General features: G+C 44.8%; 12 protein-coding genes. 1 reads left to right on the forward strand and 11 read right to left on the reverse strand.

From position 1 onward, the window contains the following. Nucleotides 1-53: 53 nt before the first annotated feature. Both BLS69_RS10600 and BLS69_RS10605 read right to left on the reverse strand, forming a co-directional pair. Nucleotides 54-1,022, reverse strand: coding sequence for a D-2-hydroxyacid dehydrogenase family protein (locus BLS69_RS10600; protein ID WP_091031254.1), 969 nt, complete (start codon nucleotides 1,020-1,022; stop codon nucleotides 54-56). A gap of 270 nt (nucleotides 1,023-1,292) precedes the next feature. Next, the gene (locus BLS69_RS10605; RefSeq protein ID WP_091031256.1) at nucleotides 1,293-1,874 is read right to left on the reverse strand and encodes a TetR/AcrR family transcriptional regulator; all 582 of its coding nucleotides are present in this window, start codon (nucleotides 1,872-1,874) and stop codon (nucleotides 1,293-1,295) included. 239 nt (nucleotides 1,875-2,113) lie between these two features. Between BLS69_RS10605 and BLS69_RS10610 the strand changes: the two genes are divergently transcribed. Beyond that, complete coding sequence (locus BLS69_RS10610) at nucleotides 2,114-3,334, forward strand: MFS transporter (protein WP_091031259.1); 1,221 nt, start codon at nucleotides 2,114-2,116, stop codon at nucleotides 3,332-3,334. 1 nt (nucleotide 3,335) lies between these two features. Here BLS69_RS10610 and BLS69_RS32115 read toward each other — a convergent pair whose 3' ends face one another. From BLS69_RS32115 to BLS69_RS10650, 9 genes are all read right to left on the reverse strand, one after another. Beyond that, nucleotides 3,336-3,497 (reverse strand): hypothetical protein, encoded by a 162-nt coding sequence (locus tag BLS69_RS32115; RefSeq protein WP_155985038.1) that lies wholly within the window; start codon nucleotides 3,495-3,497, stop codon nucleotides 3,336-3,338. 32 nt (nucleotides 3,498-3,529) lie between these two features. Next, nucleotides 3,530-3,985 carry an SRPBCC family protein gene (locus tag BLS69_RS10615; RefSeq protein ID WP_091031261.1) on the reverse strand — a complete coding sequence of 152 codons (456 nt, stop codon included), beginning with the start codon at nucleotides 3,983-3,985 and terminating at the stop codon, nucleotides 3,530-3,532. Between the two features lie 160 nt (nucleotides 3,986-4,145). Then, on the reverse strand, nucleotides 4,146-5,237 hold the full coding sequence (locus BLS69_RS10620; RefSeq protein WP_091031264.1) for an HD-GYP domain-containing protein: 1,092 nt from the start codon (nucleotides 5,235-5,237) through the stop codon (nucleotides 4,146-4,148). Nucleotides 5,238-5,521: 284 nt separating this feature from the next. Further along, complete coding sequence (locus tag BLS69_RS10625) at nucleotides 5,522-7,357, reverse strand: UbiD family decarboxylase (protein WP_091031267.1); 1,836 nt, start codon at nucleotides 7,355-7,357, stop codon at nucleotides 5,522-5,524. Between the two features lie 214 nt (nucleotides 7,358-7,571). After that, entirely contained in the window at nucleotides 7,572-8,903 is a 1,332-nt protein-coding gene (locus BLS69_RS10630) for a HAMP domain-containing sensor histidine kinase (protein ID WP_176872666.1), read from the reverse strand. A 2-nt stretch (nucleotides 8,904-8,905) separates the two neighbouring features. Further along, the gene (locus BLS69_RS10635) at nucleotides 8,906-9,574 is read right to left on the reverse strand and encodes a response regulator transcription factor (protein WP_091031272.1); all 669 of its coding nucleotides are present in this window, start codon (nucleotides 9,572-9,574) and stop codon (nucleotides 8,906-8,908) included. Nucleotides 9,575-9,603: 29 nt separating this feature from the next. After that, on the reverse strand, nucleotides 9,604-11,568 hold the full coding sequence (locus tag BLS69_RS10640) for an ABC transporter ATP-binding protein/permease (RefSeq protein ID WP_091031275.1): 1,965 nt from the start codon (nucleotides 11,566-11,568) through the stop codon (nucleotides 9,604-9,606). 194 nt (nucleotides 11,569-11,762) lie between these two features. Further along, entirely contained in the window at nucleotides 11,763-13,715 is a 1,953-nt protein-coding gene (locus tag BLS69_RS10645; RefSeq protein ID WP_091031277.1) for an S-layer homology domain-containing protein, read from the reverse strand. 72 nt (nucleotides 13,716-13,787) lie between these two features. Beyond that, nucleotides 13,788-14,819 (reverse strand): dockerin type I domain-containing protein, encoded by a 1,032-nt coding sequence (locus BLS69_RS10650; RefSeq protein WP_091031279.1) that lies wholly within the window; start codon nucleotides 14,817-14,819, stop codon nucleotides 13,788-13,790. Nucleotides 14,820-14,992: the final 173 nt, after the last annotated feature.

A 14,992-nucleotide genomic window follows, 5' to 3' on the forward strand; every position in this document is an offset into this window, starting at 1 on the left:
TTGTCGTTGATTCTATATAATTATAGCCGAGTCATACTCCGCATACGTTCATTCTAAGAAAGCAGTTGCCTGATTGGTGTTCCCTTCAGGAACATCGCTATATTCTCCACGGTATGATCATAATAGATTTCATAATTGCCACGAGTCACATAACCCAGATGCGGTGTGGCCAGAACGTTGGGCAATGTTCGCATCACATGGTTAACTGGCAGCGGTTCCTGCTCATATACATCCAGACCTGCACCAGCAATCACACCACTCTGCAATGCCTCCACCATAGCTTCCTGATCGACAATGCCCGCTCGCGACGTATTGATGAGTAGCGCACTCGATTTCATTAGTTGAAACTCGGCTTGTCCGATCAGATTCCGCGTACGATCACTCAATACCAGATGAATGGATACGATGTCGCTCTGTGCAAGCAATTGCTCCTTGGTCTCGGACCAGATGACACCATGTTTTTCGGCTTTCGCTTGTGTTAGATTCTCGCTCCAGGCCATCACATTCATACCAAATGCTTGTGCGATCTCAGCCATGCGAGTGCCTATCTTGCCCAAACCGAGCAATCCAAGTGTTCTCCCATGCAAATCCAACCCTACAGTGCTCTGCCAGTTTCGATTGGAGCGAAGTGCATTATTTTCCGTAACCAGTTGTCTGGACAGCCCCAGAATCAGTGCCCATGTAAGCTCCGTCGGCGGATTAGAGCTTCCCTCGGTTCCACACACAATGATCCCGTTCTTCTCTGCAGCCTTGAGATCTATCGACGCGTTGCGCATACCACTTGTAATCAGAAGTTTTAGCTTAGGGAGCTGAGAAATGACCTTCTCCGGAAACGGTGTACGTTCCCGCATCAGAACCACAATATCGAAATCCTGCAATTCCTGAATGACTTTTTCTTCCGAGCCCATATAGTTGTTGAATGTCTGAATCTCTACCTGATCCATCAACGGACTCCAGTCCGCCGACGTCAGCGCAACGTTCTGATAGTCATCCAAAACAGCACAGCGCAACTTTGTATTCATTTCTGATCTCCTCCTATATCTGCTCAATTCTTATCTGTATAAATTGTCTAAAGAATCTTTACACTGGTCACTCCAATGACAGAACAACCTTCTGATCGCTGTTATCCCCAGATTTTCTTCGATTCCTTTTTATAAAGGAAAAATCCGGGGATAAAGGCGAACGCTGCGCTTCCTCAGCTTATTTCTGTTCTCTCCGTTTTGTGTAAATGTTAAGTTCAATTTGTATATATTGTAGCAACTCCGCATCACTTTAAACAGAATAAATCCCTATTATTGCAACAAAGATAGTGTAACCTGGATGCTTTGCTCTACAAACAAGCGGTCCGGTCCTGATTTCATCAGAACAGTCAATCCAATCATGGATACCACCAAAGACTGTGCTACCGCACTCGCGTTCAATTGGAGGGACAATTCCCCGCTCTGTTGCCCTCGTTCTATCGTTTCTTTGAAAAGAACACCCAGGTACATCTGATGCTCCCGTGTAAGGACAGCGAATTTGGGATCATGTGGAGCCAGTTCAACCATCGTATTAATGCAAAAACAGCCGTGACTAGGCTCGGTCACACTCCCCTCTGCTCCTATATGTTCAAACAGTCCACGAAAGGCTTCTCGCACGGAGGAGCTCTGTTGAAGTCTGGCTCTGACTTGAGCAGCATGCTGAGTGGTATACCTGCGAAGTGCTGTTTCAAATAATTCCTTTTTATCGCCAAAAGCCGCATACAGACTGGGACGTTGTATGCCCATTGCGGTCGTCAAGTCATTTAAAGATGCCGCTTCAAATCCCTTGTCCCAAAACGTATGCATCGCTGCATCGAGTGCTTTATCCGTATCAAATTCCCGTTGTCTAACCATACAATTCACCTCTTTATGTATCGATCAGTATGTTTATATATTTTAACCTCATACCAATGGATAAGTCAAAGATCACTCAATAAAGATTATTAAAATTAAAAAAACTCTTCCATAAAACGTTTTTAACCAAATTGAAAATCTCATCCAATTCTCTGTTGACAGAATTCACGTAAATAAAGTATGGTTATCCCGAAACATAACATACCGATCAGTACATAATAGAAAGGTGACAAATACGCATGCAAACTTCTTCTTCAGATGCACAATTATCCAATAAGGATCGTCCTGCCATGTCACGGTTAGTTGCTCTTCTCTTTGCCGTGTGCAGCGGACTTGCGGTCGCCAATATTTATTATGCTCAACCTCTGCTGGACTCCATTGCTCAAGAATTCAGTCTCTCTCCATCATCCATAGGGATTGTCATCACAGTGACTCAAATCTGTTATGCCTTGGGGCTGTTCCTTCTCGTTCCGCTTGGTGACCTCTTAAATCGCCGCAAGCTGATCATCATTCAAATGCTCTTATCTGTGCTTGCACTGGTTCTCGTAGGAACCGCACAATCCAGCTCACTTTTATTCACGGGCATGGCTGTCGTTGGTTTATTAGCCGTCATTACGCAAACGCTCGTTGCCTTTGCTGCACACTTGGCAGCCCCGTCCGAACGTGGTCGCATTGTCGGGCAGGTAACCAGCGGAATCGTCATTGGCATTTTACTTGCACGAACGGTTGCAGGTACACTGAACGATTGGCTCGGGTGGAGATCGGTATATCTGTTCTCTGCCAGCCTTACATTACTCGGAATTGTCGCATTATTTTTTGTTCTCCCAAGGCAGCAATCACCACAAGTGAAACAAAGCTATATCCAATTACTCGGTTCCGTCTTGCAACTGTACCGTGAGTTGCGTGTGTTACGAGTACGAGGTGTGCTGGCCATGTTGATTTTTACAGCCTTCAGCATCTTGTGGACTTCTATGGTACTGCCACTAAGTAGCCCTCCACTGTCCTTGTCTCATACGGTCATAGGTGCATTCGGTCTGGCAGGAGCGGCTGGGGCACTGGCCGCTGCCCGTGCAGGTAAACTCGCCGATCAGGGCCTTGGGCAGAAAACAACCGGTGTCGCCCTTGTCATTCTGCTCTTGTCCTGGCTGCCCATCGGTTATGTCCATCATTCTCTCTGGTTCCTGATCCTGGGTGTTATCCTGCTCGATCTCGCCGTGCAGGCCGTACATGTTACCAACCAGAGCCTAATCTACGAAGTTCGCCCCGAAGCACAGAGCCGCTTGACGGCAGCTTATATGATCTTTTATTCCATCGGCAGTGCAACCGGCTCCATCGTTTCTACCCAAGTGTATGCATGGGCGGGCTGGACAGCCGTATGCTGGTTAGGTGCTGGCGTTAGTGCAGCAGCCCTTGTGTTCTGGATGATCGATCGTTATATGCATCGGAATCTCAATCGTTGAATTAGTCCAGTTTATTCCACACCACAATAAAGAGGGTTGCTAACGGACCAAATAACAGGGAAATCAGAAACCAGTTCCGACCACTTCTGTTTTTTCCCTGAGCTAGTCCGGCATTAATCAAGGCAAGTGTGCCCCAACCTACAAAATATTCATTATCCATCAAACGTCTTCTCTCCTCTATTCCTTCAATTATGACTACTGCTCAAGCATATCTTTGAGCTTACGATTGCGACTCTCCAGAAATGCCTGCATGTATCTCTTCAGCACAAGTCGTTCGGTTGCCCATCCCAGCAATCCAAGTGGAGCTTCGAATCGAAGTGTGTCTCTCATGCAAGTCATCTGATCCCCAATTACGCTGAAATGATGTTCATGTCGCATGCTCTTGAAAGCCCCTTTCTCCATCTGATCCACAAAGAGGAAAGGTCGTTCAAACTGCACAATTCGGGACTTCAGCTTCTGTCTGACACCAAAATGAGTAGCCTGAAATGTAACTGTATCCCCTGCTCCAATTCTTCCTGTGGTTACTCCTGCAACTGCTCGCTCTCGCGTATGTTGCCAGACGGTCTGAGTATGTACATCAATATCCCGGGCATAGTCAAAGCACCGTTCAATCGAGGCATGTATCGTAATCTCGGTTGTCACTTCAATCATGGCGATCGCTCCTTGGCAGGAAAAATAAGGTCTTTGCAAGTATACGCTTGCTTCCTTGGTCGAACAACACATCGTGGATGATATAACAAAAAACGGGTCCCCTGTCTTAGTACAGGAGGCCCGTTCTCAATATAAGTAAGGAATACAGATCATATTCAGATTAAATAAGCAATTCATCAATGGCAAGCGTACGCTCTTTGGAGAGATCGCGATATTCTTCAGACTCCACTTTGATGAGTGGTTTGAAAATATCAGATGTATTGTTCATGACAATAACACCTTTTTCTCCATTGCTGAGCAGAACCTGTTTCCCGATGAAATTAGGAAGCAAATGTTGCATCAATGCCTGAACCGGTTTTTCATTCAATTTACCAAATCCCATTCCATAGATATCTCTAAGGTTGTTGATCAGGTTTGGATTGCTTCCTCCGTGATTCCCGGATCTCATGCCTATATAGATATCCGCTACAGATACAATTTGTGTATATGGATGAATTTCACTTTTCTCAAGTTGCATCGGATAACCCGACCCATCTTCCCGTTCGTGATGCTGCAGAGCAACCAGTGCTGTCGCTTCATCCGTCATCGAATTTTTGATAATTTCATGGCCATATATGGTGTGACGTTGCATTTCAAGCTGCTCATCAGCCGTCAACGGTTCTGTTTTGTTCCGAATCCGGTGGGATACTTTGCACTTTCCAATGTCATGCAGATAACCACCGCGACTAATCTGATAACTCTCCTTCTGAGAATATCCAAGCCAGTTCGCAAGGTAGAAGGACAACAATCCTACCTGGATTGAATGTGTATAGTTATTGACGTCATCCCGCTCCAGCATCATCAGGAGATGAACGACATCTTTCTGCTCATCCAGTCCCTCAACCATCGGTTGCAGTGCATCATCCACCATTGTGGCGTTGAACTTGCCAACGGTCAGAGCTTCGAGAAAAGCATTTTGATAATTATGTACAGTCTGAATAAATTGGGACTTCATCTCTTCTTCAGGCACTTCTTCCTTCGTGCTAGTACTTAACCCGGAAGCATGCTTTGCCGCTGCAGCAAAAAATTCTGCTTCAGTGATTTCCTCTTCGCGTGATTCAATATCTACATAATCTACACGGTGCTGCATAAGCAAGGAGATATCCTCACCTTTGATCACAGTTCCCTTCCCGAGAACGTGTAATCCTGCATCGCTGAATGTATCCGCAGTTAGACGGTCTCCGTCTTGCAGGTTCATAATATGGATTCTCAAATCGGTATTCCCCCTGAACAATTCATTATAGTAACAGCACCCAACGGAACGGGGCCACAAAAATACCTATACTTCTTTATATCGTTATAATTCTTCATTTCATACATAGTTCAAACGACCTTAATCACAATGGTAAATACGAACGTATAAGACTTTATCCTCACTCCAATATCCAAATTAGTCCCGGTTTTAAACTTTTACACACTTTTGTGCCTCATTGCCGTATCAGAGTAAGCCAAAGAAGTTCAAACTCTTTCGTTTGAACTTCTTCAAGACATCTCAAATTAGATTTTGATCGAACCCAGACTAGCCCCTTTAACAAATAAACGTTCAATGCTCTTCTCGACCGAAACATCGGGAATCAGCGGCGGTGCCTGGTGAGGTTTGGTACGTGCATCAATAATGACCTGATCACAACCCCAATGCTTGTGGTCATATCCGCTATTAACCCCGTACATGTCATGTGAAGGGTTGCTTCGAGTAAACGTTGCCCATAAGAAGTTGCTGAGGTTAGCACTCAGGAACGAACTGTCGTCACATAGAATGATCATCGGACACGCGTCCAGATCGCCTTGTTCTTTCAATAGAGAAGTGAATGCTTGCATCTCCTGTGCTGTATCCGCATAACTCGTGAAGGCCGATGTCTGGATCGAAACGATACCCGGCATGATGAGCTGCGGATTCTCATAACCACGAATGTTTTTCAAAGACTCTGGAACTTCCGTGCACAGATCCCGAATCTTGTCGCCATAGGCTGCAAAAACAACTTTGCTACCGCTGTTCAGCCCTGTACCCGAGTAATCCAATGTATCAATGGTCGTATGGGTATGGAAATGAATATCCCGCTGCATATCCATACGCTCCAAGATATAGGTCAGGAATTCAACTTCCTTATGGGTGTCCAGAGGCTGCTGATCCTCAGCGGTAATAAACAGGTACTTCGCCAGACTGAGCTGACCCGTACCCAAAATACGATTGGCAATCGTAAGCAACTCTGTCGGCTGCTTCACCGCCTGATACGGCGTGTAACGTTCACTGCCAATTGCAAATAGCAATGGATGGACCCCTGCCGCATCGACCGCATGCACTTCTTTGACACCTGGAATCTCCTGTTTGATCGCGTCTCCAGTAATCTCATGAATCAAATCCCCAAAAGCCGTATCCTCTTGCGGTGGACGACCAACAACCGTAAACGGCCAGATAGCATTAGGTTTGGCATATACTTTATGCACACGCATTAGCGGGAATTCATGCGTCAGACTGTAGTAGCCCAGATGATCCCCGAACGGACCTTCGGGCTTTGTCTCGCCTGGGTAGATATCACCCGTGATGACAAAATCGGCATCATTGCTAATGCAATACCCGTCCTTGTAACTGTACCGGAAACGACGTCCGGCGAGCAAACCAGCAAATGTCATCTCACTTAGTCCTTCAGGCAAAGGCATAACCGCTGAGAGTGTATGTGCTGGTGGACCACCAATGAAAATACTAACTTTTAGTGGTTCTCCCTTTTTGACCGCTTTGGCTTGATGTATACCAATTCCGCGATGAATCTGATAGTGCAATCCAATTTCTTTGTTTAATTCAAAATCATTGCCATTTAGTTGAACGCGGTACATCCCCAGATTGGAATTCATGATGCCTGGCTTATCTGGATCTTCGGAATACACCTGTGGCAACGTTACAAATGCCCCACCGTCCATAGGCCAGTGTTTGATGAGCGGCAGGTCCGAGATTTGAATCTCTTGTGCCGACACGGGTAGGCTGATAGACTTCTGCTTTGGCAGCGCCTGCCATGCAGCAAGACCTGTGCGGACATGCTGAAATGGCGTCTTAAGCGCCTTCATGGGATCGTCACGAACAGCCATGACCCGTTGTACGCCTTCGAGTGTACCGCGGAACATGAATTTGCTTCGTTCCACCGTGCCGAACAGATTCGATACAGCCTGGAACTTTGAGCCTTTTACATTTTCGAATAATAACGCAGGGCCTTTAGCCTCGTGCACTTTCATGTGGATCGCTGCCATCTCCAGATGAGGATCAACCTCTTCTTTGACCCGAATCAAATGACCGTGCTGTTCCAGATCGTTAATACAATCTTCCATATTGCGATATTTCATTGGATGGCTCCATTCTGTGTATAATAAATTGATTAAGTTCATAGATTCACATAACGTCTCTTCTATTTTATCAAATGATCCTCTGCTAAACAAAACTATATGTGAAATTTTGTCGCGAATACAGATATCAAAAAAAGCAATATGGCAGCAATCTGAATCCTGAACGCACAGGGACCGATTGTTTCCATATTGCTTCTCTCTATTTTGACTTGCCTTAAGATGTAATTACCGATCTGGGAATCGTGACAATAAACTGCGTACCTTTTCCGACTTCGCTCTCTACATCAATTGTACATTGATGCAATTTCAAAATTTTAATCACAATGGACAACCCCAATCCATTGCCTCGAAGCGAGCTGCTTCGGGCTTTGTCCACCATATAGAATCGATCAAAGATATACGGAAGAGCTTCCTCAGGAATGCCTTGTCCAGAATCTCTAATCAATACCTTCACAAATGAAGATGACGTTTCAATTTCGACATGAATGGTACCCTTAGGACCGGTGTATTTGATCGCATTGTTTATTAAATTCTGCCAGACCTGATCAAACAAGTCTTTGTCCACTGTGATTTCGCAGGGCAACAAGTCCAACTCGATCTGGATATCCTTCTGCGCCCACTGCGGCTCCGCCAGTAAGATCGCCCTTCTTAATTGTTCATCCAACTGGAACGCGGTGAAATGAACCGGATGATGCTCTGAATCCAGCGAGGCTAACCGAAGCAGATTATCACTGAGCCTCGATAAGCGCAGCGTTTCCTCATAGATAATATCCAAATGCTCTTTCTGCTCTTCCAGAGGAATAACACCATCTTGTAGTGCTCTGGTAAATCCCCTGATCGAAGTGAGCGGAGACTGCATTTCATGAGAGACGTTGCTGACAAAGTCATCACGAACCGAATCGATTTTTTGCAACTCACTCGCCATATGATTAAAGCTCTCCATTAGTTCGCCAAACTCATCCTTGTTATTATGTTTCAAGCGGACCGATAGATCTCCTGATGACATATCTTTCGCTGCCATCGTTAATCTCTTAATCGGTTTCACAATGTATCCGGACATGAACAGGATTAATAAGCTACCAATCACCAGAACCGTTAACAGTGAGGTTAAGAGCGTGTTTCGCAGTGTATGAAAAAGAGAGGAAAAATCACTTTGAATCAGAAATGTGCCAATTCCCTCGTTTGTTCCGGGAACACCTATGGTTGCAATTCCATCTTTACTGGACAAAAAAATGGCATCTGTTGTACCCGTTTCAAATAACGAATGAACTTTGTCCTCTGGCAAGGAAGATAACACTTCACTTTGTTCATTCACGGGAGTGATATTCAAGCCGTAGCGAGCAAAGATATCGAAGCTTGATTTCACTTTTTCCGGATCATCAATCAGGTTAATCAGTGTAGCGAGATCTTCAGCAAAAGTAACCATAAACCGATTAGGTGTCTTCTCCTGGGACCCGTTATTTAACATAAAGGAGAGAATCAAACTCACCAGAACAATCCCGATAAACGTAGCTACGATGCGAAGTCGCAGGCTTTTCCTAAACATGTTCATGTCCGCTCCAGACGATATCCAAGTCCTCTTATCGTTGAGATCACTAGCTCAGGTACAGGTTCAAGCCGTTCCCTTAACCGTTTGATATGTACATCAACCGTGCGCTCATCTCCTTCGTAATCGATACCCCATATATCATCTATAAGCTGTGTACGTGTGAATATTTTCCCTGGCGAACTCGCCAGAGAAAATAACAATTCACATTCCTTCTTTTTCAATTCGATAGTTTGTCCATCCGCAATGACCATCAGATTGCCCAAATCAATCGTCACACCGATGATCTGAATCATGTTTGATGAATTTTTGTTATATCGTTTCAGTAACGATTTTACACGCAGGATTAACTCCACAGGATCAAACGGTTTAACCAGGTAATCGTCTGACCCGGCATTAAATCCTCTGACTTTGTCCTTGGATTCTCCCTTGGCCGTCACCATCAAGATTGGAATATCCAGATAGGACCGAATATCTTCCGTCAGTTCAATGCCGTCTATTCGCGGCATCATTACATCCACAATCGCCAGATCAACTTTCGTATGCGAGAGGATATCTAAAGCCTCTTGACCGTCTGGTGCTTCCAGCACGGAGAAATGATTCTTTTCAAGATAGATTCGGATTAATTTGCGGATATGGGAATCATCGTCCACCACCAGAATTGTGTTCATGCAGCCATTATCCTTTCCAAAATTGATATTTATTCGTATCGTAAGGATTCCATCGGGTCCAGCTTCGCCGCTTTTGATGATGGCATCAAACCGGCCACAATACTAATTCCTGTACTTACCACGATACCAAACAAGATATAATATCCCGAGAGATTAATGAGTTTTGCTCCAAACGCATTGTCCAATAGAATATTTAATACATAACTAATGATCACTGCAAAGATCACCGCAATAATACCACTAAATACGCCTAATAAGGCAGATTCGGAGAAGAATATGCGCTTGATATCTTTCTTTCTTGCTCCAATGGCCCGAAGAATGCCGATCTCTTTCGTCCGTTCCACGACACTAATATAGAGTACAACCAATATCATAATACCAGATACGATTAACGAAATGCCTGCAATACCCGCGAGTACAATGGAAGCCATACTTACATATGTGGTGATATTCTCCATAACTTTGGCCATTTGAGAGCCTGCGAAGCCAGCATCAACAGCAGCTTCATTGATATCATTGACATATTTCATGTCGGTTGCATAGGCGTTAACCTGAATCGGCCCGATTGTTATTCCTTTGTCCGTATACATTTGCTCTAGCGTCCCTGATGAAATGTATCCCGGGGATTGTTGCATTGGAGATCGTTGATCTGCGGCTTCATAGATACCTGAGATCGTTACTTCTTTCTCCAAAGTTACTGGTTTATTATTGCCATCCATCTCGTTGATATATAGAAACACAGACTTACCGATCATGGTTTCAGCTTGAACATTTCCGCTTAATTGTTTCGCCGTATCGAGGGGTAACAACATCTCATTTTCTACCGGCAGAACACCCGTTGTTATCAATGCTGGATCAAAAGCATCCGTTAACGTTGTTAATTGCGTGAGTCCCACACTTTGTTTTTCATTCACCATAGTCGATTGGCCTGTAATGGTCGTAATTGTCTCTACGTGATCTACATTAGGGAAATTTCGGATCGTCTCGATATCAGCTTCGGTGAACGGTTCACCTGGTGCCATCAAGGCCTCGGGGCCTTGCATATCCTTGGCTTCTTCACTCGGCTTTGTTATATCCACGAGCAAAGGGTCCATACTTGAATTGATTTCGTCATTCATATACGTCGTTATACCATTCCCCAAGGAGAGCATCAGGAGTACACTTAATATACCTATAGATCCACCCAATGCTACCAGTACATTACGCTTGCCGTTGAGTTTCATATTTTTAAGTGCCATCTTGAATGAAGCAAGCAAGCTCAGGCTCCGGGAAGAATCCTGACCACTCTCGTAAACAGCTGTAGAAGGATTTTTCAGGTGAATATCGTCACTAATGCGCCCCTCTTCAACCTTCACAATACGTGTACCGGAGTCAGCGACTTTCTGCGAGTGAGTTACGGCAATCACCAGCATTCCCTTTTTGGCTATACTGTCGAGCAGAGCGAGGATTTGATCTCCGTTTTCCCTATCCAGAGCACCCGTCGGTTCATCTGCAAGAATAATATCGGGATTGTTGGATAACGCTCGTGCAATGGAAACCCGTTGCTTCTGACCGCCGGATAACTGGTTGGGACGTTTGTTCAGATGAACCTTCAGCCCGACCTCTGTCAAAATATCAACAGCACGTTGGTTCCGCTCCTTCTCACTGGTATCCGTCATTTGCATCGCAATCGTCACATTTTCGAGGACAGACAGATGCGGGATCAGATTGAAATTTTGAAAGACAAAACCGATATTATTCTTCCGATAATCATCCATTTCCTTCTCTGTCATGGCACTTAAGTTCTTGCCACGAACAACGACGTCCCCTTCATAATCGGAGTCCATGCCACCAATGATATTCATCAGTGTTGACTTACCGCAGCCAGATTCGCCAAGGATCGAGACAAATTCCCCTGTCTCAAAACTCAGGTTCAAACCGTGGAGTACGGGAACTTTTTCTTTTCCATATAAGGTGTATGATTTCTTCACATTTTTAACTTCTAGTATTTTCATATGGATCTCTTCCTCTCCTGATCATGCACAATATCTATCTATTTGATGTTCATATCGTAACAAATCAGTATGAACTGATAATGAACTGGACCATTGCACCTATAAGAGGTTGTTCAAAAGAACTATATACAAAAAACACCTACAGCTTGCTTGAAATAAATCATTCCAAGTAAGTGTAGGTGTCCAAAATTTGATTAGATTAGTCCAGCTTTTGCAAGTAACCTTTTCACAATCGCCGCCGACTGCGCACGACTAATGTCTGCATCTGACATCAGTTTGCCATCAGCACCTTGTACCAGCTCTTGTTTAATCGCCGATGCAACCGGCTCTGCTGCCCAAGCCTGTACTTTAGCGCTATCGCTGTATGTGCTCAGCAGACTTGTTGTCTCTGACGCGTCGGCCTGTGCCAGACCGACCAGTTTCATCGCACGTGACACAATAGTCAACGCTTCAGCACGAGAAATTTCGCTATTCGGACGGAAGCTGTCGTCAGCATAACCTGAGATTAGGCCGTAGGATACAGCCGTCTGAACCTCATCCTCATACCAGCTGCCAGTCTTCACATCTGTGAACGATGCCGCTTCTGTACTGCGCGGTGCGTGCAGTCCCAAACCTCTTAACAGAACAGCCGTAAACTCTGCCCGTGTAATACTCCGGTCTGGCGCAAACACGTTCTCACCGGTACCTTGTACGATCAGACGGGATGCCAGATCCTGTACGTCATCACGACTCCAGTGACTTGTTACATCGCTGAATGTTGCCGGATGATAGATCAGGGCGTAAGTACTGTTTGTCAAGCTGTTAATAATAGCAGAATCTTGTCCATTACCTTTGATAACCTTGGTCGGTACATGCAGAAGGCTGCCATCTGGCTGAAGCACAACTCCTGTCGTGATCTTTGAACCATCAACACCCTCTGGCAAAGTAATGGAGCGCTCTACATAAGAGTTGAAACGATCTACATTAACTTGCTGTCCATTCCAGATCGCTTTTACTTCGAAATCAACTGGAGCTGCGATCACCGTAGTGTTCTGCATCTTATCCGCTGCGGCCTGAATTGCTGTTTGTTTAGATGTGGCACTAGGCGCAATAGCGATTTGAATTGTGATATCTTCGAGTGGAGTCGTTCCTCCAAATTGGTTATGAATCTGATCCACCTGAATCTGATTAGCTGGGAGGGTGTATGTACCACTGTCAGTCTGAATGACAACTTCGGCATTACTTCCTTCCATTGTTTTGACCAGCTTGCCGTTCAGTTCACCAACGACCGCGCCCTTACCTGTACCTGTAATCGGCAGCAGAAGTGTTCTTAGTCCACTTCCAATCTGATTAATGACTTTGTCATTATCCACATGAACCGTGGTGGTAACCTGATTGTTTACCGTTGATGTGGTAGCCCTCGCAGATTGTTCCTGTTTCTGTCCGTTCACATAGATGTCTACACCTTTGGTTACCGCTGGAGTGGATGGAACTGGGGTAACGACGGGTGAAGTTGGTGATACACTACCTCCTCCACCCGAAGAGGAACCAGGATTCGGTGTAGGTGTCGAACCAGAATTGTCGCCACCTGAGTTTGCTGCTGTAATTGTGATTGTTCCACCAGACAATTCAGTGTAATTTTCATAATCTACGTTTGTGAAACTCCAGTGCTCTGCATCTTCCCGATTAACCGTGAGTTTTTTCGTTCCTGGAGCCGCATTATTTTTGGCTTTGACCTCAATATCAAACAGTTGCTGTTCCATAGGTACTGGATGTTCACCTGCAGTCAAATCAGCCCAGATGATCCGTACCCAGCCAGCTTCATTATCAATCTTATAATGAAAATTTGATTCATTGTTTTCTACTATGGATGGAAAATTGCCGCCGACATATTTAGGAGTGATACGAACGATCTCCAGTGCAGACGAATCATAATCAATCTGCATATTATAAGCGGTAACTGCCGCATAATGCGGTTGTTTTAACGTCACAGGAACATGCACACTCTGCCCAGCCTGTAAGCTGACATCCGTAAACTGTACCTGTGATGGTTCCATCGGCTCCGCCCCTGCTACACTCGGCAATACGAGTGACGAGAGTAACGTCAGTGCGATCAAACCTGACATTGTTTTTCTGATTCTTGGACGTTTCTTTTTCGGTTGAAGCATGTAATAACCTCCATAGTCTGTATTATTTGATAGATGGCACTGATGAACGTGATTGTTATCCCCTACTTAATGTCAAGGGGGTGATGGAGGTCCTTCAACAGCTTGTTTGCCAACAATTGTTACTGTTCTTCCTCGGAATTGCTCGTCGGAAGTAGATTGAGGTGTGATTTCAAGGAAAAGGTATTTTCCCAAGTCGCTCGCAGTAATAGTGTACTCAGAGCTTGTTGCTTCCGCGATCTCTGTCTTACCTTCTCCCGTTGCATCCGAACCTTGGTACCATTGATACAGCGTTGTATTAGGGTAATCACCATCTGCGTCAAAGTATTCGACTGTACTTGTTATCTTGACTCCGGTCTTCATGTCACCGATTAGTTGAGCATTCAATGCATAAGGCGCATCGTCCACTTGCTTGAATGTCAATACATAACGGTTATCCTTGGCACCAAGCTCTGTAACGGCATAGCCTTCCAGCAAAGCCTGAGGATCAGACCAAAAAACTTCACCGTCACGGTTGACATCCATCCGATTCATCTCAACAGCAGAATAGGAGCGACGGTTGAATTCGTTACGAAGATGTTTCAATAGCGCTGCTGCATCCGCAGAATTCACTTTGCCATCATTATTCACATCACCTTGTTTACTAATATAAAGTTCGAAATTATCCTTAACAGGTTCACCAGATAAAGTATAATTGGCTTTCAATTCAATGTTGATCTTACCCCATTTATAGGGAATAATTACCAATTCATTTTCATTGTTTACGTATACGCGAGCCACACTATCATCATCTGAACTGGCGCCTACCGAATCGTATGCATTGAATGGAAAATGCGTATTCAAATCAATGATAACAGTCTTATCCAGTGCCTCGATTGGTGTATACGACACGAGAGAATGCTGATTTGAATCTTCCGATGAACGATTCAACCATCGAATATCCTCGTTGAGCACAGGTCGCGAAATCTTGATCTCTGGACCAAGTTCTCCCGCATTGACCTGTGGAAGCGCTCCACCTATAGGCAACGCAATGCCCAAACCGAGTGCAGTCAACATGCTTTTTTTCAATATCGGCTTAAGCCGTTTTTTGTTTGTTTTCCCCTTCAATTCATGTTCCTCCTCGTGTACATTTCAAATTTGAACAACTACATGCTCAGTATAACGAGTCATTCTGAACCGATTCTGAACAGGACCATAGAACTATTTCCAGTTGTAATTCGACAAAAAACGCTATAGAGAAAGCCTCCATAGCGTTTTGAGCACAAATATTTTTCCAGTTT

The organism is Paenibacillus sp. CF095, from assembly GCF_900101225.1.
Taxonomy (GTDB): domain Bacteria; phylum Bacillota; class Bacilli; order Paenibacillales; family Paenibacillaceae; genus Paenibacillus.

Coding starts and splice junctions, on each gene's coding strand:
- BLS69_RS10600 (WP_091031254.1), bottom strand. CDS start 1,022: ATGAATACAAAGTTGCGCTGTGCTGTTTTGGATGACTATCAGAACGTT.
- BLS69_RS10605 (WP_091031256.1), bottom strand. CDS start 1,874: ATGGTTAGACAACGGGAATTTGATACGGATAAAGCACTCGATGCAGCG.
- BLS69_RS10610 (WP_091031259.1), top strand. CDS start 2,114: ATGCAAACTTCTTCTTCAGATGCACAATTATCCAATAAGGATCGTCCT.
- BLS69_RS10615 (WP_091031261.1), bottom strand. CDS start 3,985: ATGATTGAAGTGACAACCGAGATTACGATACATGCCTCGATTGAACGG.
- BLS69_RS10625 (WP_091031267.1), bottom strand. CDS start 7,357: ATGAAATATCGCAATATGGAAGATTGTATTAACGATCTGGAACAGCAC.
- BLS69_RS10630 (WP_176872666.1), bottom strand. CDS start 8,903: ATGTTTAGGAAAAGCCTGCGACTTCGCATCGTAGCTACGTTTATCGGG.
- BLS69_RS10635 (WP_091031272.1), bottom strand. CDS start 9,574: ATGAACACAATTCTGGTGGTGGACGATGATTCCCATATCCGCAAATTA.
- BLS69_RS10640 (WP_091031275.1), bottom strand. CDS start 11,568: ATGAAAATACTAGAAGTTAAAAATGTGAAGAAATCATACACCTTATAT.
- BLS69_RS10645 (WP_091031277.1), bottom strand. CDS start 13,715: ATGCTTCAACCGAAAAAGAAACGTCCAAGAATCAGAAAAACAATGTCA.